We start from the raw sequence: 23,854 nt of genomic DNA, 5'->3' as shown, positions 1-23,854 counted from the left end.
AGTTCGTGAAGCAGCGGGAGGGGGCCTTCGGGTCATCCCTCCGAGTGAGGGCCCAGCAGTCGGGGGTCCGCTGTGGAGCGGAGCCGGGGAACCACGTTCCTCTGGGGTGAATCGGCGCCAGGCCGGCCGCGCGAGCGGCGGGTGAGGCGTCGTAGGGCACGCTTCCGCCCGAACCCGTCAGCTCACCCGGTAGGCGGATGAGGAAGAAGGAGTCCGCCTTCGTGGCGTCCCATCGTCGTCCCAAGCCCGCCGGCCGCGCCCGTGTCTCGATCCTGACCGGTGTCGCCGCCGCTGCCGTCGCCCTCTCCGCGCAGTCCGGCGCCCACGCCGACCCGACGCCGACCAAGGACCAGGTCAAGGAGCAGGTCGACCAGCTCAACGAGCAGGCCGAGGTCGCCACCGAGAAGTACAACGGCGCCCAGGCCAAGCAGCAGGAGCTGCAGAAGCAGGTCGCCGAGCTGCAGGACAAGGTGGCCCGTCAGCAGGCCTCGGTCACCGAGGCGCAGGGCGGCCTCGCCGAGATCGCCGGTGAGCAGTACCGCACGGGCGGCATCTCGCAGACCGTCCAGCTGATGCTCTCCGCCAGCCCGGACAACTTCCTCAGCCAGGCCGACGCCCTGAACCAGGCCGGTTCCACGCAGTCCGGCGCGCTGAAGGAGCTCCAGGAGCAGCAGCGCAGGCTCGACCAGGACCGCACCGAGACCCAGGCCAAGCTCGCCGAGCTGGAGGCCACCACCCAGCAGCTGAAGTCCTCCAAGGAGGACGTCCAGGGCAAGCTGCAGAAGGCCCAGGACCTGCTCAACACGCTCACCGAGCAGGAGCGCCAGGCCCTGCGCGCGGCCGAGGAGAAGGCCGCCGCCGAGGCCAAGGCCAAGGCGGACGCCGCCAAGGCCGAGGCCGCCAAGGCCGCCAAGGAGAAGGCCGACGCCGAGCGCGCCTCCCGCGACGCCAACCGCAGCAACCCGAGCGCGCCGTCCACGGCCGCCCCGGCCCCGGCCCCGGCCCAGGCCCCGGCCGCCGCCAAGCCGGCCGCCCCGGCGGCGCCCGCCGCCAACAGCTCGCGCGCCGCCGCCGCGATCGCCGCCGCGGAGAGCAAGCTCGGCTCCCCGTACGTGTACGGCGCCACCGGCCCGAACTCCTTCGACTGCTCGGGCCTCACCGGCTGGGCGTACGCCCAGGCGGGCGTGTCGCTGCCGCGCACCTCGCAGGCGCAGGCCACCGCCGGCACCCAGATCGGCTCGGACATCTCCAAGGCCCAGCCCGGCGACCTGGTGATCTTCTACGGCGACCGCCACCACGTGGGCATCTACGTCGGCGGCGGCCAGGTCATCCACGCCCCGAAGCCGGGCGCGTCGGTCCGCTACGAGGCCGCGTCCAACATGCCGGTCAACACCATCGTGCGCCTCTGACCCACGGTCGGCAGGCTCCGCCGGGCCCGGTTCCCCCGCACGGGGGGACCGGGCCCGCGGCATTCCCCGGCCCGCCGGGACGCTCGGTCCGCGAACCGATCTGACGTCCGACGAGTGTCCGAATATTCGGGTTCGGAGGGGTTTGGAATCGGTTGCCCCGACTCGCTAACGTCTGCCACCGGACGCCCGCTTCGACAGCCGCCCGCCCCGGTGCGGCGGCGGGCCGGGCCAGGATCGGAGCCGACGTCGCATGGCCGTGCACCGCCGTTCCCCGCTGTCAGGTGCGCACGTGCTCGCCCGGGCGCTGGTGCTCACCGCGGCGGCCGCCACCGCGTTGGGCGTGACGGCCGGCGGCAGTGCCCGGGCCGTGCCCGGCCCGCCGGACGCCCCGGCCGACCGCAAGGACGTCAAGGCCCAGGTGGAGCAGCTCTACGACGAGGCCGAGCAGGCCTCCGAGCGCTACAACGCCGCCCAGGAGGCCCAGCAGCGGCTCCAGCACGAGACCGGCACGCTGCAGCAGCAGATCGCCGTCTCCCAGGACGAGCTCAACCGGCTGCGCGGCGAACTCGCCACCGTGGCCGGCGCCGAGTACCGCGGCGGCGGGATGACCCGGACCGTCCAGCTGATGCTCTCCACCGACCCGGAGGCCTACCTCTCCCGCGCCCGGGCCCTCGACCAGAGCGCCGAGCGGCAGAACGAGGCCCTGCACGAGCTGCGGGGCCGTCAGCGGGTGCTCGACCAGCGCCGGGCCGAGACCACCGCCAAGCTGGCCGAGCTGGAGCAGACCCGCAAGGCGCTGGCCGAGAGCAAGCAGCAGATCCAGCAGCGGCTCGCCGCGGCGCAGCGGCTGCTCAACAGCCTCGGCTCCGCCGAACGCGCCCGGCTCGCCGCCCAGGACGCCCGCGAGGCGGAGCAGCGGGCCACCCGCGGCACCGACCGGCTGGACTTCGGCACCGCCCCGGCCGCCTCGGAGCGCGGCGCCGCCGCGCTGGCCGCCGCGGTGCGGATGATCGGCGCGCCCTACGTCTACGGATCCACCGGGCCCAAGGCCTTCGACTGCTCCGGTCTGATGTACTGGAGCTGGCGGCAGGCCGGAGTGACCCTGCCGCGCACCTCGCAGGCCCAGGCGTACGCCGGGCGGCGGGTCAGCCTCTCCGAAGCGCGGCCGGGAGACCTGGTGATCTTCTACCGGGACATGCACCACGTCGGGATGTACGCCGGCGGCGGGGTGATCGTGCACGCCCCCTACCCGGGCGCCAAGGTCCGCTACGAGGCCGTCAACGCGATGCCCGTCTCGGGGGTGATCCGGCTCTGAGCCGCCCGGATCCCGCCGCCGGCCGCCGGCCCTCGCGGCGCACCGCCCTGCTGCTCGCGGCCGGCGGGCTGGTCCAGCTGTCGCTGCCGGGGGCCGCCCCGGCGCGGCCCGCCGCCGCGGCCGCGGACGAGCACGCCGAGGTCCTGGCGCTGCTCGGCGCGCGGGCCCGGGCGCTGAGCGCCGGGCCGCCCGCGCTGCCGGTACGGGCCGGCTACCGCAACCTGCTGCTCGGCCCGGTGGGCCGGGACGGGCGGTGCGCCGCCACCGCCGAGCTGACCGTCGAGGTGACCGGGTACGACCGGCAGCCGGTGGTGCACCCGCGCCGGCTGGCGCTGGTCCGCTCCGCGGCCGGCTGGCGGGTCGAACGGGAGGAGGGCGCGGGCGGGCCGCCGCCGCTGTGGGACCTCGGCGCCGTCCGGGCCGAGGCGGGCGCGCGCTGCCTGGTGCTCGGGGTGGACGCCGGGGGCGCTCCCGCCTCCGCCGGGTCCTCCTCCGCCGGGTCCTCCTCCGCCGGACTCGCCGCCGTCGGCGACCGGGCGGCGGCGGCCGTCGAAGCGCTCTGGGGCACCGCCTGGGCGGGCCGGCTGCTGCTCGAACTGCCCGCCACCGGGGAGCAGTTCGCCCGCCTGGTGGCGGACGACCGGCCCGGCTGGTCCGGCATGGCCGCGGTCACCGTGGCGGCGCCCGGCGCGCCGTTGAACGCCCCGGCCGACCGGATCCTGGTCAACCCGGAGACCTTCGCGGGGCTGAGCGACTTCGGCCGGCAGGTGGTCGTCACCCATGAGGCGGCGCACGTGGCGACCCGGGCCGACACCCGCGCCTGGACGCCGCTCTGGCTCTCCGAGGGCGCCGCCGACTGGACCGGCTACCACGACTCGGGCCGCACGCCCCGGCAGATCGCCCCGGAGCTGGCCCGGGACGTCGCCGCCGGGCGGCTGCCCTCCGCGCTCCCCGAGGACGCCGCCTTCACGGCCGGCGGGGAGGGCCTCGCCCAGGTCTACGAGCAGGCCTGGCTGGCCTGTGACCTGATCGCCCGCCGGTTCGGGCCGCAGCGGCTGGTGGCCCTCTACCGGGCGGTCGGCGCGGCGGCTCCGGGCCCGGACCGGACGGCCTGGCTGGACGGGCTGCTGCGGGAGCGGCTCGGCCCGGGCCTGGCCGAGTTCACCCGCCACTGGCTGGCCGAGGTCCGCACGCTGGCCCCCTGAGGGCCGTCCCGGAGCCGTTCTCGGCCGTTCTCGGCCGTTCTCGGCCGCTCTACGGCCGTTCTACGGCCGGGCGGAGGGCCGGGCCGAGGGCCGGACGCCCTGGCGGCGCTCGCCGGGGGAGGTCCGCGGCCGCTCGATGCCGTCCAGCAGGTCCTGCTCGTAGGCGATGCCCGGGCGCACCGAGAAGGCGGCCGCCGGCACCGGCTCGGGGCGGGTCAGCACCACGGTCTCCGGGAGCCGCTCGGCGCGCCGGGTGGAGCGCCAGAGCCGGACGCAGGAGAGCCCGGTGGCGGCCAGCAGCAGCAGGTTGCGCACGGCCAGCACCGCGATCGCCCCCGGCCGGCTGGCGACCACGTCGCCGAAGAGCAGCGGGAACTCCGCCAGGGTCAGCGGGGTCGCGGCCAGGATCAACAGCGCCACCGGCCGCTGGCTGGTGCCGCGCACGGTCAGGCAGACCGCCGCCACGCCGACCAGCCAGACCAGGTACTGCGGGCTGATCACCCGGCTGGTCACGGTGAAGATCAGCAGCGCGGCGAGCGCCGCGTCGTACATGGTGGCCGCGTTGCGCCGCTTGGCGGTGAAGCGCCACAGCAGCAGCCAGCCGAAGCCGAGCACGGTGCCGGCCAGCATCACCTTGCTGACCACGTCCACCCACGGCCCGAGCATCTCGACCGAGCCGTAGTTCATCATCACCTTGCCGTCCCAGGCCCCGGTGATCCGGGCGAGGTGGATCGGCAGCGCGCCGACCGACTCCACCTCGATGCCGCGGTCCTTCTGGAACGTCAGGAACTCGAAGGCGCCGTTCATCCCGGCCGCCAGCAGGAAGCCGATCGCGGCGGTCGCGGCGGCCGCGGCCGTCCAGGAGCGGCGGGTGCGCCGGCCGGAGGGGGTGCCGATGAGACCGAGCAGCGGCCAGATCTTGACGATGCCGCCGAGGCCCAGCAGCAGGCCGCCGATCGCCGGGCGGCGGACCAGCGCCAGCAGGCCGGCCACCGCGATCGCGGTGACGATCACGTCGTAGCGGTTGTAGATCATCGGGCCGAGCAGCGGGACGCCGGCCACCCAGACCCAGGCGCCGGTCAGCGCCCGGCCCTTGCGCAGGCCCGTGCGGACCAGCAGGGCCATCGCGGCCGCGTCGGCGATCCCGCAGATCACCCAGAACGACACCAGGTACGACCAGGGCAGCAGGCCCGGCAGCAGGATCACCAGGGCGGCGCCGGGCGGGTACTGCCAGGTGACGTCGTCCAGCGGGAAGGTGCCGGTCTGCAGCACGCCGTACCAGCCGTGGTAGATCAGCCAGACGTCGGCGGTGATGTCCCCGCCGGGCATCCGCAGCACGCCGGTCACCAGCAGCAGCAGGAGCGTCCGGGTGGCCACCCAGCTCGCTCCGAGCGCCAGGAGCGCGCCCGAGCGTCCGGAGGGGCGCGTGGTGCTCTGCGCCGGCTCGCGGCGGACGGCGAGCGCCGTGCCGGAGCCCTCGGCGCCGCTGGATGTACCGGACTCGGTGGCCGGGGCCAACTCCACTGCGCTCCCTCGTTCGTCTCGGACGTCCCGTCGGCGGCGCCGCGCGACAGACGCCCGGCGGTCCGGGCGGCTCGGCGCCGGGCCGCCGTCACGGGGCCGGACCGGCCACGCCGACCGCCCGGGTCCTAGGACAGACCCGGGGGTGGAACGGTTGCCGTGCGTGGATCCGTTCCCGGCGGGTCGTGGTGTTGACCTATCGTACGGATCACCCAGCGGTACACCGAGCACCCCCCGACCGAGCGAGCCGTGGCCTGATGCACAAGACCTTGATCGTGACCAACGACTTCCCGCCGAGGCCCGGCGGCATCCAGGCCTTCGTCCACAACATGGCCGTCCGTCAGCCCGCAGGGAGCGTGGTGGTGTACGCCTCCACCTGGCGCGACGGCACCGAGGTGGCGCGTTTCGACGCCGAGCAGCCGTTCCCGGTGATCCGCGACCGGACGAAGGTGATGGTTCCCACACCCCGGGTCACCCGGCGGGCCGCCGAGATCCTGCGGGCCGAGCGCTGCGACTCGGTCTGGTTCGGCGCCGCCGCCCCGCTCGGGCTGATGGCCCCCGCGCTGCGCCGGGCCGGTGCCGGGCGGCTGCTCGGCATGACCCACGGCCACGAGGCCGCCTGGGCCCAGCTCCCGGCGGCCCGGCAGCTGCTGCGCCGGATCGGCACCGGCACCGACGTGCTCACCTACCTCGGCGAGTACACCCGCTCCCGGATCGCCGCCGCGGTCGGCCCGGAGGCCGCCGCGCGGATGGTGCAGCTGCCGCCCGGCGTGGACGAGCGGACCTTCCACCCGGACTCCGGCGGCGCCGCCGTGCGCGAGCGGCTCGGGCTGGCCGGCCGGCCGGTGGTGGTCTGCGTCTCCCGGCTGGTGCCGCGCAAGGGCCAGGACACCCTCGTCGAGGCGATGCCGCAGATCCTCGCCGACGTGCCGGACGCCGTGCTGCTGATCGTCGGCGGCGGCCCCTACCGGGCGGACCTGGAGAAGCTGGTGGACGCCCGCGGCGTGCGCTCCGCCGTCCGGTTCACCGGCGCGGTGCCGTGGGAGGAGCTGCCGGCCCACTACGGCGCCGGGGACGTCTTCGCCATGCCCTGCCGCACCCGGCGCGGCGGGCTGGACGTCGAGGGGCTCGGCATCGTCTACCTGGAGGCCTCGGCGACCGGCCTGCCGGTGGTGGCGGGGGACTCCGGCGGCGCGCCGGACGCGGTGCTGGAGGGCGAGACCGGCTACGTGGTGCCGGGCGGCACGCCGGCGGCGGCGGCCGAGCGGATCGTGCGGCTGCTGAAGGACGAGGAGCTGCGCCGCCGGATGGGCGAGGCCGGGCGGCGCTGGGTGGACCGCTCCTGGCGCTGGGACCTGCTCGCCGGGCGGCTGACCTCCCTGCTGGCGGGCTGAGGCGGTACCGGGGGTGTACCGGTGCGGCCCGCCCCACCGTTCAGGGGGCGGGCCGCACCGGCGGCTCGGGGGAGCGGCTACTTCCGGTAGATCGCCTCGACGTCGGCCGCGAAGTCCTTCAGCACGACGTTGCGCTTGAGCTTCAGCGAGGGCGTCAGATGACCGCTCTCCTCGGAGAAGACGGTGTCGAGCAGACGGAACTTCTTCACCGCCTCGGCGTGCGAGACGGCCGCGTTGCCGTCGTCCACCGCCGTCTGCAGGGCGGCCAGCAGGTCCGGGTCCTCGCGCAGGTCGGCCACCGTGGCGCCGGCGGGCTTGCCGTTCAGCTCCTTCCACTGGGGGAAGAAGTCCTCGTCGACGGTGATCAGGCAGGCCACGAAGGGCTTGCGGTCGCCGACCACCATGACCTCGCCGACCAGGGCGTGCGCCCGGATCCGGTCCTCGATCACCGCCGGGGCGACGTTCTTGCCGCCCGCGGTGACGATGATCTCCTTCTTGCGGCCGGTGATGGCGAGGTAGCCCTCGTCGTCCAGCGAGCCGAGGTCACCGGTGGCGATCCAGCCGTCCTTGAGCGTCTCGGCGGTGGCCTGCGGGTTGTTCCAGTAGCCGGTGAAGACGTGCGGGCCCTTGAAGAAGACCTCGCCGTCCTCGGCGATCCGCACCGAGGCGCCGGGGACCGGCTGGCCGACCGTGCCGATCTTCGGCTTGTCCCACGGATTGAAGGCGGTGGCCGCGCAGGTCTCGGTCAGGCCGTAGCCCTCCAGCACGGTGAAGCCGATGCCCCGGTAGAAGTGGCCGAGCCGCTCGCCGAGCGGGGCGCCGCCGGAGATCGCGTGGGTGGCCCGGCCGCCGAGCGCGGCCCGCAGCTTGCTGTAGACCAGCTTGTCGAAGACGGCGTGCCTGAGCCTGAGCAGCAGCCCGGCGCCGCCCGCGTCCAGCGCCCGGCTGTAGGCGATCGCGGTGTCGGCGGCCTTGTCGAAGATCCTGCCCTTGCCGTCGGCCTGCGCCTTGGCCCGCGCCGTGTTGTACACCTTCTCGAACACCCGGGGCACGCCCAGGATCAGGGTCGGCCGGAACGCGGCCAGCTCGGCCGTGACGTCCCGGATGTCGGAGACGTGGCCGAGCTTGATCGGGGCCATCGCCGGGGCGATCTCGGCGATCCGGGCGAGCACGTGGGCCAGCGGCAGGAAGAGCAGGACGGAGCTCTCGCCGGTGCGGAACAGCGGCGCCAGCCGCTCCACGACGTTGCCGCACTCGGCCAGGAAGTTGCCGTGCGTCAGCTGACAGCCCTTCGGGCGCCCGGTGGTGCCCGAGGTGTAGACGATGGTGGCGATCGAGTCCGGGCCGGCCGTCGAGCGGCGCTCGGTGACGGTCGCGTCGTCGACCCCGCGGCCCGACTCGGCCAGCGCGGCGAGCGCGGTGCCCTCGATCTGCCAGCTCTGCTTCAGGCCCGGCAGGCGGTCGCGGACCTCGGCGACCACCGCGCTGTGCGTCGCGGCCTCGGTGAACACGGCGACCGCCCCGGAGTCGCCGAGGATCCACTCGACCTGCTCGGCGGAGGAGGTCTCGTACACCGGCACGGTGATCGCGCCGGCCGTCCAGATCGCGAAGTCCAGCAGCGTCCACTCGTACCGGGTGCGGGACATGATGCCCACCCGGTCGCCCGGCCCGATCCCCGCGGCGATCAGACCCTTCGCGGCGGCGTGCACCTCGACCAGGAACTGGGCGGCGGTCAACTCCTGCCACCGGCCGTCCACCTTGCGGCTCAGCACTGCGACGTCCGGGTGCCGCTCGGCGTTCTGGACCACGAGGTCGGAGAGGTTACCGCCGCTCGGTACCTGGTAGAGGGCCGGAAGGCTGAAGTCGAGCAAGACTGCTCCTCGTTCGCGACGCTGCGGGACGGCAGGACGTTACTGCCCGGTAGGCAGCTTCGACCAGGGGGGTCGGCTCCGGTGTTCGAAGTGTCACACCTTGACCCGTCCGACCAGGTCGGGACCGGGTCGTTCGAATGGCACCCTACGGCAGCCCGCAGGTGACCGGCCGGTAGCCGGCGGGCGGGCCACGCACGGCCCGCCCGCCGCCGGAGCCCGGGCCCCTTCCGGGGTGCACCGCGGCACGGGCCGGATCGCGCGGCGCGGTAGCCTGCTCCGGGCGCACCCGGCCGAGCAGGCTCGGCCGGACCAGCAGCAAGGGACGACGCGGAGGGCCATTCCATGGCGGAGCACACCAGGTCGAGCATCACCATCGACGCGACCCCGGCGACGGTCATGGCCGTGATCGCGGACTTCGCCGCCTACCCGGCCTGGACCGGTGAGGTCAAGGAGATCGAGGTCCTGGAGACCGCGGCGGACGGCCGCGCCGCCCAGGTCCGGCTGGTGCTCGACGCCGGCGCCATCCGCGACGAGCACGTGCTCGCCTACACCTGGGACGGCGACCGCGAGTGCGCCTGGACCCTGGTGCGCAGCCAGATGCTCCGCTCGCTCGACGGCTCCTACACCCTGGCCCCGCTGGGCGCCGACCGCACCGAGGTCACCTACCAGCTCGCCGTCGACGTCAAGATCCCGATGCTCGGCATGATCAAGCGCAAGGCCGAGAAGGTCATCATCGACCGGGCCCTGGCCGGTCTGAAGAAGCGCGTCGAGGACACCGCCGCCGGCCCGGCGCTCTGAGCGCGGCGGCACGGACGAACGGGGGAGGCACGGCATGACGGCGACTCGCACCATCCTGGTCAGCGGCGACCGGGCGGCGCCCGTGGTGGCCGCCGCCACCGCGCTGCACGCCGCCCGCCGGGGCCGGCGCACCGTCCTGCTGGCCGCCGACGACCCCCACCGCACCCTGGACGCCGCCCTCGGCGTGCGGCTGGAGGCCGCACCGGCCGCGTACGCGCCCGGCCTGAGCGTCGCCCGGACCGACGAGCAGGCCGCCTTCCGGCGCGCGCTCGGCGAGATCGGCGGACGGCTGAAGCCCGCGCTCGACCTGCTCGGCGCCGACCCGCTCGACCCCGAGGAGCTCACCTCCCTGCCCGGCACCGCCCGGCTCGCCCTGCTGCGCGCGCTGCCCGCGGCCGACGCGGACGTCCTGGTGGTGCTCGCCCCGCCGCCCGCCGACCTCATCGCCACCCTCGCGCTGCCCGAACAGCTGGAGCGCTACCTGGCCCGGCTCGTCCCCGAGCAGCGCCAGGCCGCCCGGGCACTGCGCCCGCTGCTGGCCGGTCTCGCCGGGGTGCCGATGCCCGCCGACTGGCTGTACGAGGCGCGCGGCAAGGCGGCCGGCGCGCTCGCCGCCGCGCGCGCCGCGATCACCGCGCCCGGCACCAGCGTCCGCCTGGTCACCTCCGCCGACGCCCACCCCTTCGACGAACTGCGCCGGATCCGCACCGGACTGGCCCTGCACGGCCACCACCCGGACGCCGTGGTGGTGCACGGCGTGCTGCCGGACGCCGCGACCGGCTCGCCCGACCCCTGGCTGGCCGCCCTGGCCCGCCGCCGGCAGGACGAACTGGCCGCGCTGGCCGCCGGTTGCGAGGACGTCCCGGTGCTCACCACCGGGCCCGCCGAGGCCACCCCCGAGGCCGTCGCCGACCGCCTCTACGGCACCGGTCCGGGCCCCGAGCCGCGCCCGGCCGGGCCCTGGACCGTCGAGGACCGGCTGGCCGCCGACGGCCTGCTCGTCTGGCACCTGACCCTGCCCGGCGCCGACCGCGCCGACCTCGACCTGGTGCGGCGCGGCGACGAACTGGTGGTCGGCCTCGGCGCCCACCGGCGGGTGCTCACCCTGCCCTCGGCGCTGCGCCGCTGCACGGTGGCCGGCGCGGGCCTGCACGACGGCGTCCTCGCCGTCCGCTTCACCCCCGACCCCGCCCTGTGGCCCCGTTAGCCCGCACCCGTTCGCCCGTCCGGCCCCTGCCCGGTCCGGTAGCGTCGGGGCGGGCGGCCGCGGGTGCGGCCGCCGCTGCTGAGGAGGCGTGCGCGAGATGACCACCACGGACCGGACCGAGCCCACCGCCGAGCAGGACGGGAGCCCGCACCCGTTCGGCCCGGAGCTGGGCCCGCTGGTGGACGAGGTGCGCCGGTTCGCCTCCGCCGTCGGCGAGAAGGCCCAGGAGGCGAGTGCCGGGACCCTGATCTCGCTGGCCGGGCTGGCCGACCGCCTGCGCGAGAAGCAGCCCGAGGTCTACGGCCACCTCGCCGCCGCCGGCACCGGTCTGGCCGCCGCCGGCTCCGAGCTGCTGGCGGCCTACCGGGCCGCGGTCGCCGGCCACGAGCACCGCTGGACCGCGGGCGCCGCTGCCCGCAGCGAGCGGGTGGACCTGGACGACACGCCTGAGGGCCCGTCCGACAAGCAGTGAACCCCTGACTGCCTCCGGATCACGTTCTGGCTTCACCCTGCGGCGCCACGGCTGAAAACGTACGACTTTTGAAGGGGCTCGGCCCGGTTGGCGCCGTATTGTCTTCGGTTAATGTAGGCGGCGGTGTGTACGGGGGCATGGTTGGGCGGTACCGTTCCGTCCAGCGGGAACGAGTGAATAGCTGAGGGACACATGGCTCTGACCATCGGCGTCGACGTCGGCGGGACCAAGATCGCGGCAGGTGTGGTCGACGAGGCCGGCGAGATCCTCGCCCGGACCAGGGTGCCCACCCCGGCCGACCCGCAGTGGGCGGTCGACGCGATCGCGCAGGCCGTGCGCGAGCTCAAGGAGCAGTACCCCGACGTGACCGCGGCCGGCATCGGCGCCCCCGGCTTCGTCGACCGCAACCGCTCGACGGTGATCTTCGCCCCCAACATCGCCTGGGAGGACGAGCCCCTGCGCGGCCGGATCGAGGAGCTCACCGGCCTGCCCGCGGTCATCGAGAACGACGCCAACTGCGCCGCCTGGGCCGAGTACCGGTTCGGCGCGGGCACCGGCCACGAGGACATGGTGCTGATCACCGTCGGCACCGGCATCGGCGGCGGCCTCGTCCTGGACGGCCGGCTGCACCGCGGCCGGTTCGGCGTGGCCGGCGAGATCGGCCACCTCAACATGGTCCCGGACGGCCTGCCCTGCGGCTGCGGTGGCAAGGGCTGCTGGGAGCAGTACGGCTCCGGCCGGGCGCTGCGCCGCTACGGCCGCGAGCGCGCCGCCGCCGACCCGCTGCGCGGCAGGCGGATGCTGGAGCTCAACGACGGCGTCGCCGAGACGATCCGCGGCATCCACATCACCCAGGCCGCCGAGGAGGGCGACCCGCTCGCCCTGGAGTGCTACGCCGAGCTGGCCGACTGGCTGGGCCGGGGGATGGCCGACCTCGCGGCGCTCTTCGACCCGGGCGTCTTCGTGCTCGGCGGCGGGGTCTCCGACTCCGGCCGGCTGCTGCTCGACCCGGTCGCCAAGGCGTTCGAGCACTACCTGACCGGCGGGGTGCACCGTCCGCGCGCCGAGGTGGTGCTCGCCTCGACCGGCTCGGCCGCCGGCATCGCGGGCGCGGCCGACCTGGCCCGCACGGTCTGACCCGCCCGCCCCGGCTCCACCGCGGCCCGCCCCTCCGCCCGGAGGGGCGGGCCGCGTCGCGTGCCGTCCTGCCGTACGGTCGTCACCGAGGACGCCGAGGGCGCCGAGAACGCCGAGGACGTCCGGGACGCCCAGGGGAGGACACCGCGATGACCACCACCGCACCGGCCGAACTGCCGCCGCCCGCGCCCGGCCGGCTGCGGCTGCTCAGCTACAACGTCCGCTCGCTGCGCGACGACCGCCGCGCGCTGGCCCGGGTGATCCGCGCCTGCGCGCCCGACCTCGTCTGCGTCCAGGAGTCACCGCGCTACTGGCGCCCCCAGGGGCAGGCCGGCGGGCTCGCCCGGCGGACCGGCACCGTGGTCCTCGCCGGCGGCGGCCGGGCCGCCGCCGGGCCGCTGCTGCTCGGCCGCCCCGGCGTGCGGGTGCTGGCCGTCCACGACCGGCTGCTGCCGAAGACCCGCGGGCTGCACGCGCGCGGCTTCGCGACCGCCCTGGTGGAGGTGCCCGGCGCGGTGCCGTTCACCGTCACCAGCTGTCACCTCAGCCTGGACACCGACGAGCGGCGGCGGCAGTTCGACCTGCTCGCCGGGCAGCTGCGGCACGCCGAACTCGGGGTGATCGCCGGGGACTTCAACGAGCACCCGGACGGCCCGGGCTGGCGGTCGCTGGCCGGCCGGCTCCAGGACGGGCACGTGGTGGCGCCCTGGGGCGGCGAGATGACGTCCGTCCCGGAGAACCCCTACCAGCGGCTGGACGCCGTCTTCGCCACGCCGGGCATCGAGGTGCTCGCCTGCGGCGTCCCGCACGGACTGCCCGGCGTCACCGAGACCGACCTGCGGGCCGCCACCGACCACCTCCCGGTGCTCGCCGTCCTCCAACTGCCCGTCACCGGCGAGACCCGTCCCTGAGGGTCTGTCTCCCGGAGCCTTGCCGGGGCCGCGACGCCCGGCCCGCACGCCCCCGGCCGTCGGCCGGGAGGTGCCCCCGCCCCCGCCGTGCGATGCACGCCCCGGACGCCGCGGCCCGAGCCGACACCGTCCACGGGACGCGCCCCGGCGGCAGGGTCAGACGACCGCGCCGCCGTGCGGGTCCTCGGGTTCGTCCTCGTCGCGCTCCTTCATCCGGACCACCAGCGTGGCGAAGCCGCCGAGGAAGGCGGCCACCCCGACCCAGGCGGGCCAGCCGGAGACCTCGCGCCAGACGACCGCGTCGAAGAGCAGCAGCGCCGGACCGCCGAGCACCGCGAGCCAGGCGAACTTGGCGGTGGTGTCGGCCGGCGGCAGCGGCGGCGGCTCCGGCGGCTCGAAGTGGCCGTCGTCGGTCTCCTCGGCCAGCTCGAAGTCGCGCGGGCCGGAACCGGCGGCCGGCATGACCGGCCGGTCGGAGCGGGGGCGCGGCCGGGGTGCCAGGTCGGAGAGGTCGCCGGGCTCGCCGGGGCGGCCGTCGGGCTCCTTGAAGCCCTTGAGCTCGCCGCGCGCCCGGAGGTTCTCGATCTCCGGCCAGTTCGGGTTGTTGAGGTCGACCGGGTCGTCGAACTGGGCGATCAGCGCCGCGAAGATCTCGTCCTGCTCGGCCTGGCTGCGCTCGGGCGCGCGCCGGGCCCGGGACGACGGTCCGGCCGCGGTGCCCGCGGCCCCCTCGCCGGCCGTCCCCGTCGCCCCGCCCGGCCCCGCCGCCCCGGAAGCTCCGGACGCGCCGCCCGCCGGGGCGTCGTCGGCGGCGGGAGCGTCCGCCACCTTCTCGCCCGCCGGCCCGCGGCCCGTCTGCTCGCCGTCCGTCCGCCCGGCGCCCGGCCGTGCGCCGCCGGTGGTCGCACCCTCCTCGCGGGGCGTCTCGTCCTCGCCGCCCGCCGTGCTGCTCTCGTGCACTTCCGGCCCTTCAGCCTTGGTGGTGGTCGGATTTCGCCGGGGTGACGCCCGCCGCGTGCGAGGGGGCCAGCCGTCGGATGAAGTCCTGGGCGGTCGCGAATATTTCCGCCGCGTCGTGGTCCAGCGTCGCGACGTGGTAGCTGCGCTGGCACAGCCGCTCCGTCACGTCGGTCGAGGATATCCGGGCCAGCACCAGCTCGGAGTTGGCCGCGGAGACCACGTGGTCCTGCGGGCTGCGGAAGAGCAGCACCGGCTGGGTCACCTGCGGCAGCCGCTCCTGGACGTCCTTCCACAGCCGGGCCAGCGACCAGGCGGCGTGCAGCGGCGTCCGGTCGTAGGCCAGCTCGACCGCGCCGGGCCGGGCGATGTCGTTGGCGACCCCGGGCAGGCTCGGGAGCAGGTGCCGCAGCACCGGCAGAATGACACTCGCGGGGTTGTCCGAGCGCACCGACGGGTTGACCAGCACCAGGCCGGCGACCGCGGACCCGTGCACCGCGGCCAGCCGCAGCGCCAGCCCGCCGCCCATCGACAGCCCGAGGACGAACACCCGCTCGCACCGCGCCGTGAGGTCCAGCAGCTCCCGCTCGACCTCGGCGTACCAGTCCTCCCACCGGGTCGGCTGCATGTCCTGCCAGCGGGTCCCGTGGCCCGGCAGCAGCGGCAGCGAGACGGTGTACCCGGCGGCGGCGAGGTCCTCCGCCCACGGCCGCAGCGACTGCGGCGAGCCGGTGAAGCCGTGGCAGAGCAGGACGCCCACCGGTCCGCCGCGGTGGCGGTACGGTTCGGCGCCGGGCAGCAGCGGCATGGCGGACTCCTTCGCGGGCGAGGACGCTGGAGGGTGGCGCTGGTTCGTACGGGGGCGTGCGGGGCGCGCCGGTGCGGGAGGCTGCGGAATCCGCATCGTCCCACGGGCCCGCCCGCTCCGTACACCCCCGCCCGGATCCCGGCCCGACGCCCCGTCACCCGCGGGCCGGACACCCCGTCGGGGCGGGGCGGGGCACGGGCGGACCCCACGGGGCATTAGGATCGACCGGTCCGCAATACAGGAGGCCCGGGTTGTTCTACCGACTGATGAAGATGATCGTCGCGCCGCTGCTGCGGATCTTCTTCCGGCCGTGGATCGAGGGTGAGGAGAACATCCCCGCCGAGGGTGCCGCGATCATCGCGAGCAACCACCTCTCCTTCTCGGACTCCTTCTTCTTCCCCGCGCTGATCAAGCGGCGGGTGACGTTCATCGCCAAGGCCGAGTACTTCACCACGCCGGGCATCAAGGGCCGGCTGACCGCGGCCTTCTTCAAGGGCGTCGGCCAGCTCCCGGTGGACCGCTCGGGCGTGCGCGGCGCCGGCGAGGCGGCGATCCGCTCGGCGATCGCCGTGCTGGACCGCGGCGAGCTGTTCGGCGTCTACCCGGAGGGCACCCGCTCGCCCGACGGCAAGCTCTACCGGGGCAAGGTCGGCGGCCTGGCCCGCGTCGCGCTGGCGACCGGCGCGCCGGTCATCCCGGTCGCGATGATCGACACCGAGAAGGTGCAGCCGCCCGGCCAGGTGATCCCGAACTTCGGCATCCGCCCGGGCATCCGGATCGGCCGCCCGCTGGACTTCTCCCGCTACCACGGCATGGAGAACGACCGCTTCATCCTCCGTTCGGTGACGGACGAGGTGATGTACGAGATCATGCGGCTCTCCGGCCAGGAGTACGTGGACATCTACGCGACGGCCGCCAAGCGCCAGATCTCCGAGGACAAGAAGAAGGCCGACGCCGAGCGCAAGGCCGTCCAGAAGGCCGAGCAGGCCGCCGCCAAGGCCGAGAAGGCCGAGGAGAAGGCGGAGGCGGAGCGGGCCGCCGAGGCCGCGAAGGCCGAGCAGGAGCAGCAGGAGAAGGGGACCGGGCAGGCCTGAGCAGGGGCCGGCCGGTCGCCGGGGGGAGGACGGCAGGGATGACGGACGGCGGCAGAACCGGGCCCGTGCCCGGCACGGTCGGCGCGGCGGTGGCGGCGGGCGGCATGTCCGTCGAACTGCCGCTGTGGCGGGCCATCTCCTTCTTCCGGGTGCTGGCGCTCTGCTACGCGGTGCTCCGGTACTTCGACTCCTACCTGCAGTTCGTCCACCCGGTCGCCGGCTGGATCTACCTCGGCGCGCTGACCCTCTGGACGCTCGCCTCCACCCGGGCCTTCTCCGGCCCGCACCGCTGCACCTGGTACGTGCTCGCCGCCGACCTCGTCCTCGCCGTCACCGGCATCGTGATGAGCGGCATGATCGACGCGCCGTCCCGGATCAGCCACGGCGCGCCGACGCTGCCCACCATCTGGGCGGCCGGCACCGTGCTCGGCTTCGCCGGGCGGGGCGGCTGGCGCTGGGCGGCGGCCGCCGGCTCGGTGATCGGGGTGGCCAACATCCTCGGCCACGGCGGGCCGACCGGCGACAACGTCCACAACATCGTCCTGCTGATGCTGGCCGGCTGCGCGATCGGCTACGTCATGGAGCTCGCCCGGGCCAGCGAGGCGACGCTCACCCGGGCGCTCCAGGTCGAGGCGGCCACCCGGGAGCGCGAGCGGCTCTCCCGCGACATCCACGACGGCGTGCTCCAGGTGCTCGCCCTGGTCCAGCGCCGGGGCGCCGGGGCCCCGCCCGGCGCCGCCGCCCCGGCCGACGGCGCGGACCTCGCCGAGCTGGGGCGGCTGGCGGGCGAGCAGGAGCGCGCGCTGCGGGCGCTGATGAGCGGCGGCCCGCTGCCCGGCCGGCGTGAGCCGGAGCAGCCGCAGCGGCCGCAGGACCTGCGCACCCTGCTCGCCCGGTACGCGGACGAGCGGGTCACGCTGTCCGCCCCCGGCACCCCGGTGCTGCTGCCGGCCCCGGCCGCCGGCGAGCTCGCCGCGGCCGTCGGCGCCGCGGTGGACAACGTCCGCAAGCACGCCGGTCCCGCGGCGCGCGCCTGGATCCTGCTGGAGGACGAGCCGCAGGCGGTCACCGTCTCGATCCGCGACGACGGTCCCGGCTTCGCGCCCGGTCGGCTCGGCGAGGCCGAGCGGGCCGGCCGGCTGGGCGTCTCCCAGTCGATCCGCGGCCGGCTGCGGGACCTCGGCGGGACCGCCGAGCTGTACTCGGCGCCCGGTGAGGGCGTCGAGGTGGAACTGACGGTCCCGCGCGCCGGCTCCGACGCCCCGGCCGGTCTCCGCTGAGCTCCCCTCCGTGCCGACCCCTCCCCTGAAAGGGCCCCGAGCATGACCACCGAGCAGCCGATCGAGCAGCCGATCGACCAGCAGGCGCCCGCCGGGCGGCCGGTGCGGGTCATGGTGGTGGACGACCACCCGATGTGGCGCGACGCCGTCTCCCGCGACCTCGCCGAGGCCGGGCTGGACGTGGTGGCCACCGCCGGCGACGGCGAGGAGGCCGTCCGCCGGGCCCGCGCCTGCTCCCCGCAGGTCGTGGTGCTCGACCTCAACCTGCCCGCCCTGTCCGGCGCCGAGGTCTGCCGCCAGGTGGTCGCGCACGACCCGACGGTGCGCGTCCTGGTGCTCTCCGCCAGCGGTGAGCACGCGGACGTGCTGGAGGCGGTGAAGTCCGGCGCCACCGGCTACCTGGTGAAGTCGGCGGGGCGGGAGGAACTGCTGGACGCGGTGCGGCGCACCGCCGTCGGCGACGCGGTGTTCACCCCCGGTCTGGCCGGCCTGGTGCTCGGCGAGTTCCGCCGGCTGGCCGCCGAGCCGCCCGCCCCGGCCGCGCCGGTGGTCCCGCAGCTGACCGCCCGGGAGACCGAGGTGCTGCGGATGGTCGCCAAGGGCCTGTCCTACAAGCAGATCGCCGACCGGCTGGTGCTGTCGCACCGCACGGTGCAGAACCACGTGCAGAACACCCTGGGCAAGCTCCAGCTGCACAACCGGGTCGAGCTGGTCCGCTACGCGATCGAACAGGGGCTGGACGACGGGATCTGACGGCCGGGCGGGGAGCGCGGCGGCGCCCCGCCCGGCGCGGCGGTTCAGCGGGGGACGGCCACGGCTTCGCGCAGCAGCCCGGCGACGATCTCCACGCCCTCCCGGGTGAGCACCGACTCCGGGTGGAACTGCAGCCCGGCGAAGCCCGGCCCGCGCAGCGCGTGGACGTCCCCGGTCAGCGGGTCGCGGGACACCTCGACGCCCTCGGCGGCCAGCCGGGCGGCGTCGGCGTCGTCGCAGCGGGCGGTGAAGGCGTTGTAGAAGCCGACCGTGCGCCGCGTCCCGAACAGGTCGATGTCCTCCTGCGCGCCCTGGTACGGCACCGCCTTGCGGACCAGCGGCAGCCCGAGCGCGGCGGACAGCAGCTGGTGGCTGAGGCAGACGGCGAGCAGCGGGGCGGTGCGCCGGCCCGCGCGGACGGCGGCCAGCGCGTCGGCCACGACCGGGCGCAGCACCGCCATCTTGGGATCGCCCCCGGCGGCCGGGTCGCCCGGGCCGGGGCCGAGCACCAGCGGGCCCCGGTGGGCGGCGACCCGCTCGCGCAGGCCCGGCGCGTCGTAGCGGACCACGGTGACCCGGTGGCCGAGCGAGGTCAGCAGGTGGGCGAGCATCGCGGTGAAGGTGTCCTCGCCGTCGACGACCAGGGTCTCCAGGTCCTCGGTGACCCGGGCCGGCTGCTGCATCCGCAGCCAGAACGGGGCGAGCCCGGCCCGCCGGGCGTCCAGGGCGGCCTGGACGCGGTGGTCGTCGGCCAGCCGCGGGCCGCTCGGGCCGGCCGGGCGGGCGGGAGCCGGGCGGGCGCCGATCGCGGTGAGCACCCCGGCGGCCTTGGCGTGGGTCTCGGCGACCTCGGAGAGCGGGTCGGAGTGGCGCACCAGGGTCGCGCCGACCCGGACGGCGAGCCAGCCGGTGGCCGGGTCGATGTCGGCGGTGCGGATGCAGATCGGCGAGTCCAGCAGCTGGCCGCCGCTGGCCGAGCGGCCGATCAGGGCGAGCGCGCCGGAGTAGTAGCCGCGGCCGTCGCGCTCGTAGCGCTTGATCACCCGGGTGGCGTTCTGCACCGGGCTGCCGGTGACGGTGGCGGCGAACATCGTCTCCTTGAGCACCTCGCGGACGTCCAGCGAGGTGCGGCCGCGCAGCTCGTACTCGGTGTGCGCGAGGTGGGACATCTCCTTGAGCCGGGGGCCGAGCACCTGGCCGCCGAGGTCGCCGACGGTGCACATCATCTTGAGCTCCTCGTCGACCACCATGGTCAGCTCCTCCAGCTCCTTGGGGTCGTGGAGGAAGTCGAGCAGCGAGTCGAGGCCGGCGCCGGAGGCCGGATAGCGGTAGGTGCCGGAGATCGGGTTCATCACGACCGTCCCGCCGCTCTGCCGGACGTGCACCTCGGGGGAGGCGCCGACCAGGCAGCGACCCGGCAGGCCGTCGGCGGGACGCTCGCCGGTGTGCACCAGGAAGGTCCAGTAGGCGCCGCGCTCCTGCTCCAGCAGCCGGCCGAACAGGGTGAGCGCGAGCGCGGGCGAGCAGTGTCCCTCCCCGGCGCCGCCGGGGGCGTTCAGGGTCGCGGTGAAGTCGCGGCGGACGACGAAGTTGGCGCCCTCGCCGCGGCCGATCTCCTCCTCGATCACCCGGCGGACGATCTCGGCGTACTCGGCGTCGTCGACGTCGAAGCCGCCGCCGCTCAGCGTGACCGGCAGCCGGGGGAGCGCGGCGGCGACCTCGGCGAGCGGCAGGGCGTACTGCTCGGTGACGGCGAGGGCCCGGAGCGGGGTGGCGTCGTCGTGCGCCTCGAAGCCGCGCTCGCGGATCTGCCGGTAGGGGACGAGGGCGAGCAGGTCGTGCACGGGGCCGTCGGCGGGGACGCCGTGGCGGACCGGGAGGTCGGCCAGCCGCTCGTAGGCGTCGACGGTGCCGATCAGGACCTCGACGGTGTCCGGCGCGGTGCGCGGGGTGCGGCGGTGCAGCAGGGCGAAGGCCGGTGCGTCGGCGGCGGTGAGGCGGGCGAGCAGGTCGGCGGCGCTGGTCACGGTAACGGCGTTCCTTCCGGGGGGGGGGGGGGGGGGGGCGGGGGGGGGGCCCCCCCCCCGGGGGGGGGGGCGGGCGGCCGGGGCCCCCCGCGGGCCGCGCCGCCGGGCGGCCGGGCGGCGGCGGGGTGCGGGCGGGGCGCCGCCGGGGGCGGCGCGCCCCGCCCCCCGCCCGGGGGCCCGGGGCGCCCCCCCCCCGCCCGCGGCGGGGGGGGGGGATCCGCTCCCGGGAGGGCTGTCGGCCGGCTGGAGAACGCCGACGGCCGCCCCGAGGGGCGGCCGGTCGTCTGCGTCTAGGAACGCGCGGGCTGTGGGCCACCCAGGGGGTCGGCCCACCACCAGGAGAAGGTGTGCGGCGTGTTCACGGGCCCGAGCCTAGCGGATGCCCGGCCGGGAGTGAGGCCCGTCACCCGATTGTCCGCACGGTGTCTCACCCCTCGGGCGGTGGTCACAATTCGGTTGTCGCACCCCGTAGCCTTGAGCGCGTGACCGTGACGAATCCCCACTCCTGGCAGTCCCTGCCCGCGGCGCAGCAGCCTGAATGGCCGGACCAAGAGGCTCTGCGCAAGACCCTTGCCGAGCTCGCCTCGTATCCGCCGCTCGTCTTCGCGGGCGAGTGCGACCAGCTGCGCGCCCGGCTCGGTGCCGTGGCCCGTGGTGAGGCGTTCCTGCTGCAGGGCGGTGACTGCGCCGAGGCCTTCGACGGCGTCTCGGCGGAGCACATCCGCAACAAGCTGAAGACCCTGCTGCAGATGGCGGCCGTGCTGACGTACGCGGCCTCGGTGCCGGTCGTCAAGGTCGGCCGCATCGCCGGCCAGTACTCCAAGCCGCGCTCCAAGTCGACCGAGACCCGCGACGGCGTGACCCTGCCGGTCTACCGGGGCGACTCGGTGAACGGCTTCGAGTTCACCCCCGAGTCCCGCATCCCGGACCCGGAGCGCCTGAAGCGGATGTACAACGCCTCCGCCGCGACGCTCAACCTGGTGCGCGCCTTCACCACCGGTGGCTACGCCGACCTGCGCCAGGTGCACGCCTGGAACCAGGACTTCGTGCGCAACTCGCCGGCCGGCCAGCGCTACGAGCAGCTCGCCCGCGAGATCGACAACGCGCTGGCGTTCATGAACGCCTGCGGCGTGGCGCCGGAGGAGTTCAGGACGGTCGAGTTCTTCTCGTCCCACGAGGCGCTGATCCTGGACTACGAGACCGCGCTGACCCGCGTGGACTCGCGCACCGGCGAGCTGTACGACGTCTCCGGCCACATGGTGTGGATCGGCGAGCGCACCCGCCAGCTGGACCACGCGCACATCGAGTTCGCCTCGAAGATCCGCAACCCGATCGGCGTGAAGCTCGGCCCGACCACCTCGGTCGACGAGGCGCTCACCCTGATCGAGAAGCTGGACCCGGAGCGCGAGCCCGGCCGGCTCACCTTCATCACCCGGATGGGCGCGGGCAAGGTCCGCGAGCACCTGCCCACCCTGGTGGAGAAGGTCACCGCCTCCGGTGCGCAGCCGGTCTGGATCTGCGACCCGATGCACGGCAACACCTTCGAGGCGTCCAGCGGTCACAAGACCCGCCGCTTCGACGACGTGCTCGACGAGGTCAAGGGCTTCTTCGAGGTGCACCGCGCGCTCGGCACCCACCCGGGCGGCATCCACGTGGAGCTGACCGGTGACGACGTCACCGAGTGCGTCGGCGGCGGCGACGAGGTGCTGGTCGACGACCTGCACCAGCGCTACGAGACGGCCTGCGACCCGCGGCTCAACCGCAGCCAGTCGCTGGACCTCGCGTTCCTGGTCGCCGAGATGTACCGCGGCGGCCACTGACCGGCCGCCGGCCGGCGCCTGGGGCGCTCGGCTGTGACAGAAGCCTCTGCGGCCCGGGGTTCCCCCGGGCCGCAGAGGCTTTTGCGCACCCGGCCCGGCCGGGTAAGGTGAGGCTTAGTGAACCAAGGCTTGCCTTAGTCAAGATCCGCTCCGCTCCACCGCTGCACCCCCGGGAGAGACCGCAATGTACGTGTGCATGTGCCATGCGGTCACCGAGGACCAGGTGAAGCAGGCGATCGACGGCGGTGCCAACACCCCCCGCCAGATCGCCAAGGGCTGCCGGGCCGGGACCGACTGCGGCTCCTGCGTGCGGCGGATCCAGGCCCTGCTCGGCGAGCACGGCGCCCGGCCCTGCCCGACCGCCCGGCTCGCCGCGAGGCTGGGCCTGGCCGACCCGGAGGCCGGGGTCGCGCCCGCAGCGGCGCCGGTGCCGGCACCGGCGCCGCTGCGCGCCGCCTGACCGGAGCCCCGGGCGGGGGCGGCGCCGGAGGAGGTCAGGACTCCGGCTGCTCGATCAGCTGGGCGATGTAGAGCGCCTCCCCGAGCTTCTCGACCAGTTCGAGCTGGGTGTCGAGGTAGTCGATGTGCTCCTCCTCGTCCGCCAGGATCGACTCGAAGATGTTGGCCGAGGTGATGTCGTTCTTGGCCCGCATCACCACGATCCCGCGCTTCAGCCGGTCGATCGCCTCCACCTCGACCTGCCGGTCGGCCTCGAACATCTCCTTGACCGTCTGGCCGATCCGGACGTGGAAGAGCCGCTGGTAGTTGGGCAGCCCGTCGAGGAAGAGGATGCGGTCGGTGAGCACCTCGGCGTGCTTCATCTCGTCGAAGGACTCGTGCCGGGTGTACTTGGCGAGCTTCGTCCAGCCGAAGTTCTCCTGCATCTTGGCGTGCAGGAAGTACTGGTTGATTGCGGTCAGCTCGGCGGTGAGCTGCTCGTTGAGGAACTCGATGACCTCTGCGTCGCCTTTCATGGCGCTGCCTTCCTGCTCGCGTGCGGGACCGGGACCGTTTACCCTCCGGCGTCGGCTCCAGGCATCCTGGCACCGTGATGGGAAGAAATTCCAGTAAGTTCACACTCACTAGGACATGTGTCGGAATATCCGATTTGCCCCGCGCGCAGGGCGGCGCACGGGAAGAGCACGCTCCGCTCTTGCCCCGTGCGAGCGGGCGCACGGGGTGGTGAAGGGGCGCGCGCCGGGCGTCGCCCGCCGTCTGTCACCATGGATCCATGGGTCAGTCCGAACAAGAACCGCCGCCGCCGTCTGACCCCGGGCTCCCGCCGGGCCAGCGCGTCCAGCGCGGCTGGCCCGCCCTGCACTACGGCCCGGTGCCCCGCTTCAAGCCGCTGACCTGGGACCTCCAGGTGTTCGGCGCGACCGCCTCGGCGGAGAAGCACAGCTGGGACTTCGAGGGCTTCAACGCGCTGCCCCGCACCACCGTCCGGGCCGACCTGCACTGCGTGACCAGGTTCTCGGTGCTCGACGGCGAGTGGACCGGGGTGCCCGCCGCCGTCCTGCTGGACCTGGTGCCGCCGGACACCGGCGTCACCCACGTCATGGTCTGGGCCGAGTACGGCTACAGCGCCAACCTGCGGCTGGAGGAGTTCGCCGCGCCCGACACCCTGCTCGCCACCCACCGGGACGGCGAGGCGCTCACCGCCGAGCACGGCTTCCCGGTGCGGCTGGTGGTCCCGCGGCTGTACGCCTGGAAGGGCCCGAAGTGGGTCCGGGCGGTCGAGTACATGCGGGCCGACCGGCGCGGCTTCTGGGAGGAGCGCGGCTACCACAACCGGGCCGATCCGTGGCGGGAGCAGCGCTACACCCACCAGGAGGAGCCGGGCGACGGGCCGCTGCGGTAGCGGCGTCCTCCGGG

The 23,854-nt window shown here is 75.1% G+C and carries 21 protein-coding genes and 1 riboswitch; of the genes, 15 read left to right on the top strand and 6 right to left on the bottom strand.

The window, feature by feature from the left end; genetic code table 11:
- The first annotated feature begins 58 nt into the window (after positions 1 to 58).
- A riboswitch (cyclic di-AMP (ydaO/yuaA leader) is annotated at positions 59 to 211 on the top strand.
- Positions 212 to 221: 10 nt separating this feature from the next.
- The 3 genes from ACF1AK_RS01420 to ACF1AK_RS01410 all read left to right on the top strand — a co-directional run bounded on the left by ACF1AK_RS01420 (position 222) and on the right by ACF1AK_RS01410 (position 3,929).
- Complete coding sequence (locus ACF1AK_RS01420; protein ID WP_391496728.1) at positions 222 to 1,409, top strand: NlpC/P60 family protein; 1,188 nt, start codon at positions 222 to 224, stop codon at positions 1,407 to 1,409.
- A 250-nt stretch (positions 1,410 to 1,659) separates the two neighbouring features.
- Positions 1,660 to 2,724 carry an NlpC/P60 family protein gene (locus ACF1AK_RS01415; protein WP_391496727.1) on the top strand — a complete coding sequence of 355 codons (1,065 nt, stop codon included), beginning with the start codon at positions 1,660 to 1,662 and terminating at the stop codon, positions 2,722 to 2,724.
- 236 nt (positions 2,725 to 2,960) lie between these two features.
- Entirely contained in the window at positions 2,961 to 3,929 is a 969-nt protein-coding gene (locus tag ACF1AK_RS01410; protein WP_391496726.1) for a hypothetical protein, read from the top strand.
- 60 nt (positions 3,930 to 3,989) lie between these two features.
- Here ACF1AK_RS01410 and ACF1AK_RS01405 read toward each other — a convergent pair whose 3' ends face one another.
- Positions 3,990 to 5,453: a glycosyltransferase 87 family protein gene (locus ACF1AK_RS01405; protein ID WP_391496725.1), complete on the bottom strand. Its 1,464-nt coding sequence runs from the start codon at positions 5,451 to 5,453 to the stop codon at positions 3,990 to 3,992.
- A gap of 254 nt (positions 5,454 to 5,707) precedes the next feature.
- Here ACF1AK_RS01405 and ACF1AK_RS01400 point away from each other — a divergent pair, with 254 nt between their 5' ends.
- Positions 5,708 to 6,844 carry a glycosyltransferase family 4 protein gene (locus ACF1AK_RS01400; protein ID WP_391496724.1) on the top strand — a complete coding sequence of 379 codons (1,137 nt, stop codon included), beginning with the start codon at positions 5,708 to 5,710 and terminating at the stop codon, positions 6,842 to 6,844.
- Positions 6,845 to 6,921: 77 nt separating this feature from the next.
- On the opposite strand, the gene ACF1AK_RS01395 is transcribed toward ACF1AK_RS01400, so the two are convergent.
- Entirely contained in the window at positions 6,922 to 8,715 is a 1,794-nt protein-coding gene (locus tag ACF1AK_RS01395) for an AMP-dependent synthetase/ligase (RefSeq protein WP_391496723.1), read from the bottom strand.
- 342 nt (positions 8,716 to 9,057) lie between these two features.
- On the opposite strand from ACF1AK_RS01395, the gene ACF1AK_RS01390 reads away from it, so the two are divergent.
- The 5 genes from ACF1AK_RS01390 to ACF1AK_RS01370 all read left to right on the top strand — a co-directional run bounded on the left by ACF1AK_RS01390 (position 9,058) and on the right by ACF1AK_RS01370 (position 13,240).
- Positions 9,058 to 9,513 carry an SRPBCC family protein gene (locus tag ACF1AK_RS01390; protein ID WP_391496722.1) on the top strand — a complete coding sequence of 152 codons (456 nt, stop codon included), beginning with the start codon at positions 9,058 to 9,060 and terminating at the stop codon, positions 9,511 to 9,513.
- Positions 9,514 to 9,547: 34 nt separating this feature from the next.
- Positions 9,548 to 10,720 carry an ArsA family ATPase gene (locus tag ACF1AK_RS01385; RefSeq protein WP_391496721.1) on the top strand — a complete coding sequence of 391 codons (1,173 nt, stop codon included), beginning with the start codon at positions 9,548 to 9,550 and terminating at the stop codon, positions 10,718 to 10,720.
- A 97-nt stretch (positions 10,721 to 10,817) separates the two neighbouring features.
- The gene (locus ACF1AK_RS01380; protein WP_391496720.1) at positions 10,818 to 11,192 is read left to right on the top strand and encodes a DUF5304 family protein; all 375 of its coding nucleotides are present in this window, start codon (positions 10,818 to 10,820) and stop codon (positions 11,190 to 11,192) included.
- Positions 11,193 to 11,384: 192 nt separating this feature from the next.
- The gene (locus tag ACF1AK_RS01375; RefSeq protein ID WP_391496719.1) at positions 11,385 to 12,329 is read left to right on the top strand and encodes an ROK family glucokinase; all 945 of its coding nucleotides are present in this window, start codon (positions 11,385 to 11,387) and stop codon (positions 12,327 to 12,329) included.
- A gap of 149 nt (positions 12,330 to 12,478) precedes the next feature.
- The gene (locus ACF1AK_RS01370) at positions 12,479 to 13,240 is read left to right on the top strand and encodes an endonuclease/exonuclease/phosphatase family protein (RefSeq protein ID WP_391496718.1); all 762 of its coding nucleotides are present in this window, start codon (positions 12,479 to 12,481) and stop codon (positions 13,238 to 13,240) included.
- Positions 13,241 to 13,396: 156 nt separating this feature from the next.
- Here the strand turns inward: ACF1AK_RS01370 and ACF1AK_RS01365 are convergent, their stop codons facing one another.
- Complete coding sequence (locus ACF1AK_RS01365; protein ID WP_391496717.1) at positions 13,397 to 14,200, bottom strand: hypothetical protein; 804 nt, start codon at positions 14,198 to 14,200, stop codon at positions 13,397 to 13,399.
- 10 nt (positions 14,201 to 14,210) lie between these two features.
- A complete protein-coding gene (locus ACF1AK_RS01360) occupies positions 14,211 to 15,005 on the bottom strand; it encodes an alpha/beta hydrolase (protein WP_391496716.1) in 795 nt (264 codons plus the stop codon).
- A gap of 251 nt (positions 15,006 to 15,256) precedes the next feature.
- Here ACF1AK_RS01360 and ACF1AK_RS01355 point away from each other — a divergent pair, with 251 nt between their 5' ends.
- The 3 genes from ACF1AK_RS01355 (at position 15,257) to ACF1AK_RS01345 (ending at position 18,132) form a co-directional block, all read left to right on the top strand.
- A complete protein-coding gene (locus ACF1AK_RS01355) occupies positions 15,257 to 16,099 on the top strand; it encodes a lysophospholipid acyltransferase family protein (RefSeq protein WP_391496715.1) in 843 nt (280 codons plus the stop codon).
- Between the two features lie 104 nt (positions 16,100 to 16,203).
- Entirely contained in the window at positions 16,204 to 17,379 is a 1,176-nt protein-coding gene (gene macS, locus ACF1AK_RS01350) for a MacS family sensor histidine kinase (protein ID WP_391497335.1), read from the top strand.
- Between the two features lie 42 nt (positions 17,380 to 17,421).
- Positions 17,422 to 18,132, top strand: coding sequence for a response regulator (locus ACF1AK_RS01345; protein ID WP_391496714.1), 711 nt, complete (start codon positions 17,422 to 17,424; stop codon positions 18,130 to 18,132).
- A 44-nt stretch (positions 18,133 to 18,176) separates the two neighbouring features.
- Here ACF1AK_RS01345 and ACF1AK_RS01340 read toward each other — a convergent pair whose 3' ends face one another.
- Entirely contained in the window at positions 18,177 to 20,159 is a 1,983-nt protein-coding gene (locus ACF1AK_RS01340) for an anthranilate synthase family protein (protein WP_391496713.1), read from the bottom strand.
- A 482-nt stretch (positions 20,160 to 20,641) separates the two neighbouring features.
- On the opposite strand from ACF1AK_RS01340, the gene ACF1AK_RS01335 reads away from it, so the two are divergent.
- Positions 20,642 to 21,979 carry a class II 3-deoxy-7-phosphoheptulonate synthase gene (locus ACF1AK_RS01335; protein WP_391496712.1) on the top strand — a complete coding sequence of 446 codons (1,338 nt, stop codon included), beginning with the start codon at positions 20,642 to 20,644 and terminating at the stop codon, positions 21,977 to 21,979.
- A gap of 184 nt (positions 21,980 to 22,163) precedes the next feature.
- Complete coding sequence (locus tag ACF1AK_RS01330; RefSeq protein ID WP_391496711.1) at positions 22,164 to 22,439, top strand: bacterioferritin-associated ferredoxin; 276 nt, start codon at positions 22,164 to 22,166, stop codon at positions 22,437 to 22,439.
- A gap of 34 nt (positions 22,440 to 22,473) precedes the next feature.
- Here ACF1AK_RS01330 and bfr read toward each other — a convergent pair whose 3' ends face one another.
- Positions 22,474 to 22,953 (bottom strand): bacterioferritin, encoded by a 480-nt coding sequence (gene bfr, locus ACF1AK_RS01325; protein ID WP_380286871.1) that lies wholly within the window; start codon positions 22,951 to 22,953, stop codon positions 22,474 to 22,476.
- Positions 22,954 to 23,210: 257 nt separating this feature from the next.
- On the opposite strand from bfr, the gene ACF1AK_RS01320 reads away from it, so the two are divergent.
- Positions 23,211 to 23,840 (top strand): molybdopterin-dependent oxidoreductase, encoded by a 630-nt coding sequence (locus tag ACF1AK_RS01320; protein WP_391496710.1) that lies wholly within the window; start codon positions 23,211 to 23,213, stop codon positions 23,838 to 23,840.
- Positions 23,841 to 23,854: the final 14 nt, after the last annotated feature.

Origin of the sequence: Kitasatospora sp. NPDC015120, assembly GCF_043080305.1 — a bacterium.
Lineage (GTDB): Bacteria > Actinomycetota > Actinomycetes > Streptomycetales > Streptomycetaceae > Kitasatospora.
This window is presented reverse-complemented; position numbering and strand designations above follow the sequence as displayed.

Bases quoted from the DNA above. Each gene is read 5' to 3' on its own strand.
- ACF1AK_RS01360 (WP_391496716.1), bottom strand. From the start codon at position 15,005: ATGCCGCTGCTGCCCGGCGCCGAACCGTACCGCCACCGCGGCGGACCG.
- ACF1AK_RS01400 (WP_391496724.1), top strand. From the start codon at position 5,708: ATGCACAAGACCTTGATCGTGACCAACGACTTCCCGCCGAGGCCCGGC.
- ACF1AK_RS01345 (WP_391496714.1), top strand. From the start codon at position 17,422: ATGACCACCGAGCAGCCGATCGAGCAGCCGATCGACCAGCAGGCGCCC.
- ACF1AK_RS01385 (WP_391496721.1), top strand. From the start codon at position 9,548: ATGACGGCGACTCGCACCATCCTGGTCAGCGGCGACCGGGCGGCGCCC.
- ACF1AK_RS01390 (WP_391496722.1), top strand. From the start codon at position 9,058: ATGGCGGAGCACACCAGGTCGAGCATCACCATCGACGCGACCCCGGCG.
- ACF1AK_RS01375 (WP_391496719.1), top strand. From the start codon at position 11,385: ATGGCTCTGACCATCGGCGTCGACGTCGGCGGGACCAAGATCGCGGCA.
- ACF1AK_RS01330 (WP_391496711.1), top strand. From the start codon at position 22,164: ATGTACGTGTGCATGTGCCATGCGGTCACCGAGGACCAGGTGAAGCAG.
- ACF1AK_RS01320 (WP_391496710.1), top strand. From the start codon at position 23,211: ATGGGTCAGTCCGAACAAGAACCGCCGCCGCCGTCTGACCCCGGGCTC.
- ACF1AK_RS01415 (WP_391496727.1), top strand. From the start codon at position 1,660: ATGGCCGTGCACCGCCGTTCCCCGCTGTCAGGTGCGCACGTGCTCGCC.
- macS (WP_391497335.1), top strand. From the start codon at position 16,204: ATGTCCGTCGAACTGCCGCTGTGGCGGGCCATCTCCTTCTTCCGGGTG.
- ACF1AK_RS01380 (WP_391496720.1), top strand. From the start codon at position 10,818: ATGACCACCACGGACCGGACCGAGCCCACCGCCGAGCAGGACGGGAGC.
- bfr (WP_380286871.1), bottom strand. From the start codon at position 22,953: ATGAAAGGCGACGCAGAGGTCATCGAGTTCCTCAACGAGCAGCTCACC.
- ACF1AK_RS01370 (WP_391496718.1), top strand. From the start codon at position 12,479: ATGACCACCACCGCACCGGCCGAACTGCCGCCGCCCGCGCCCGGCCGG.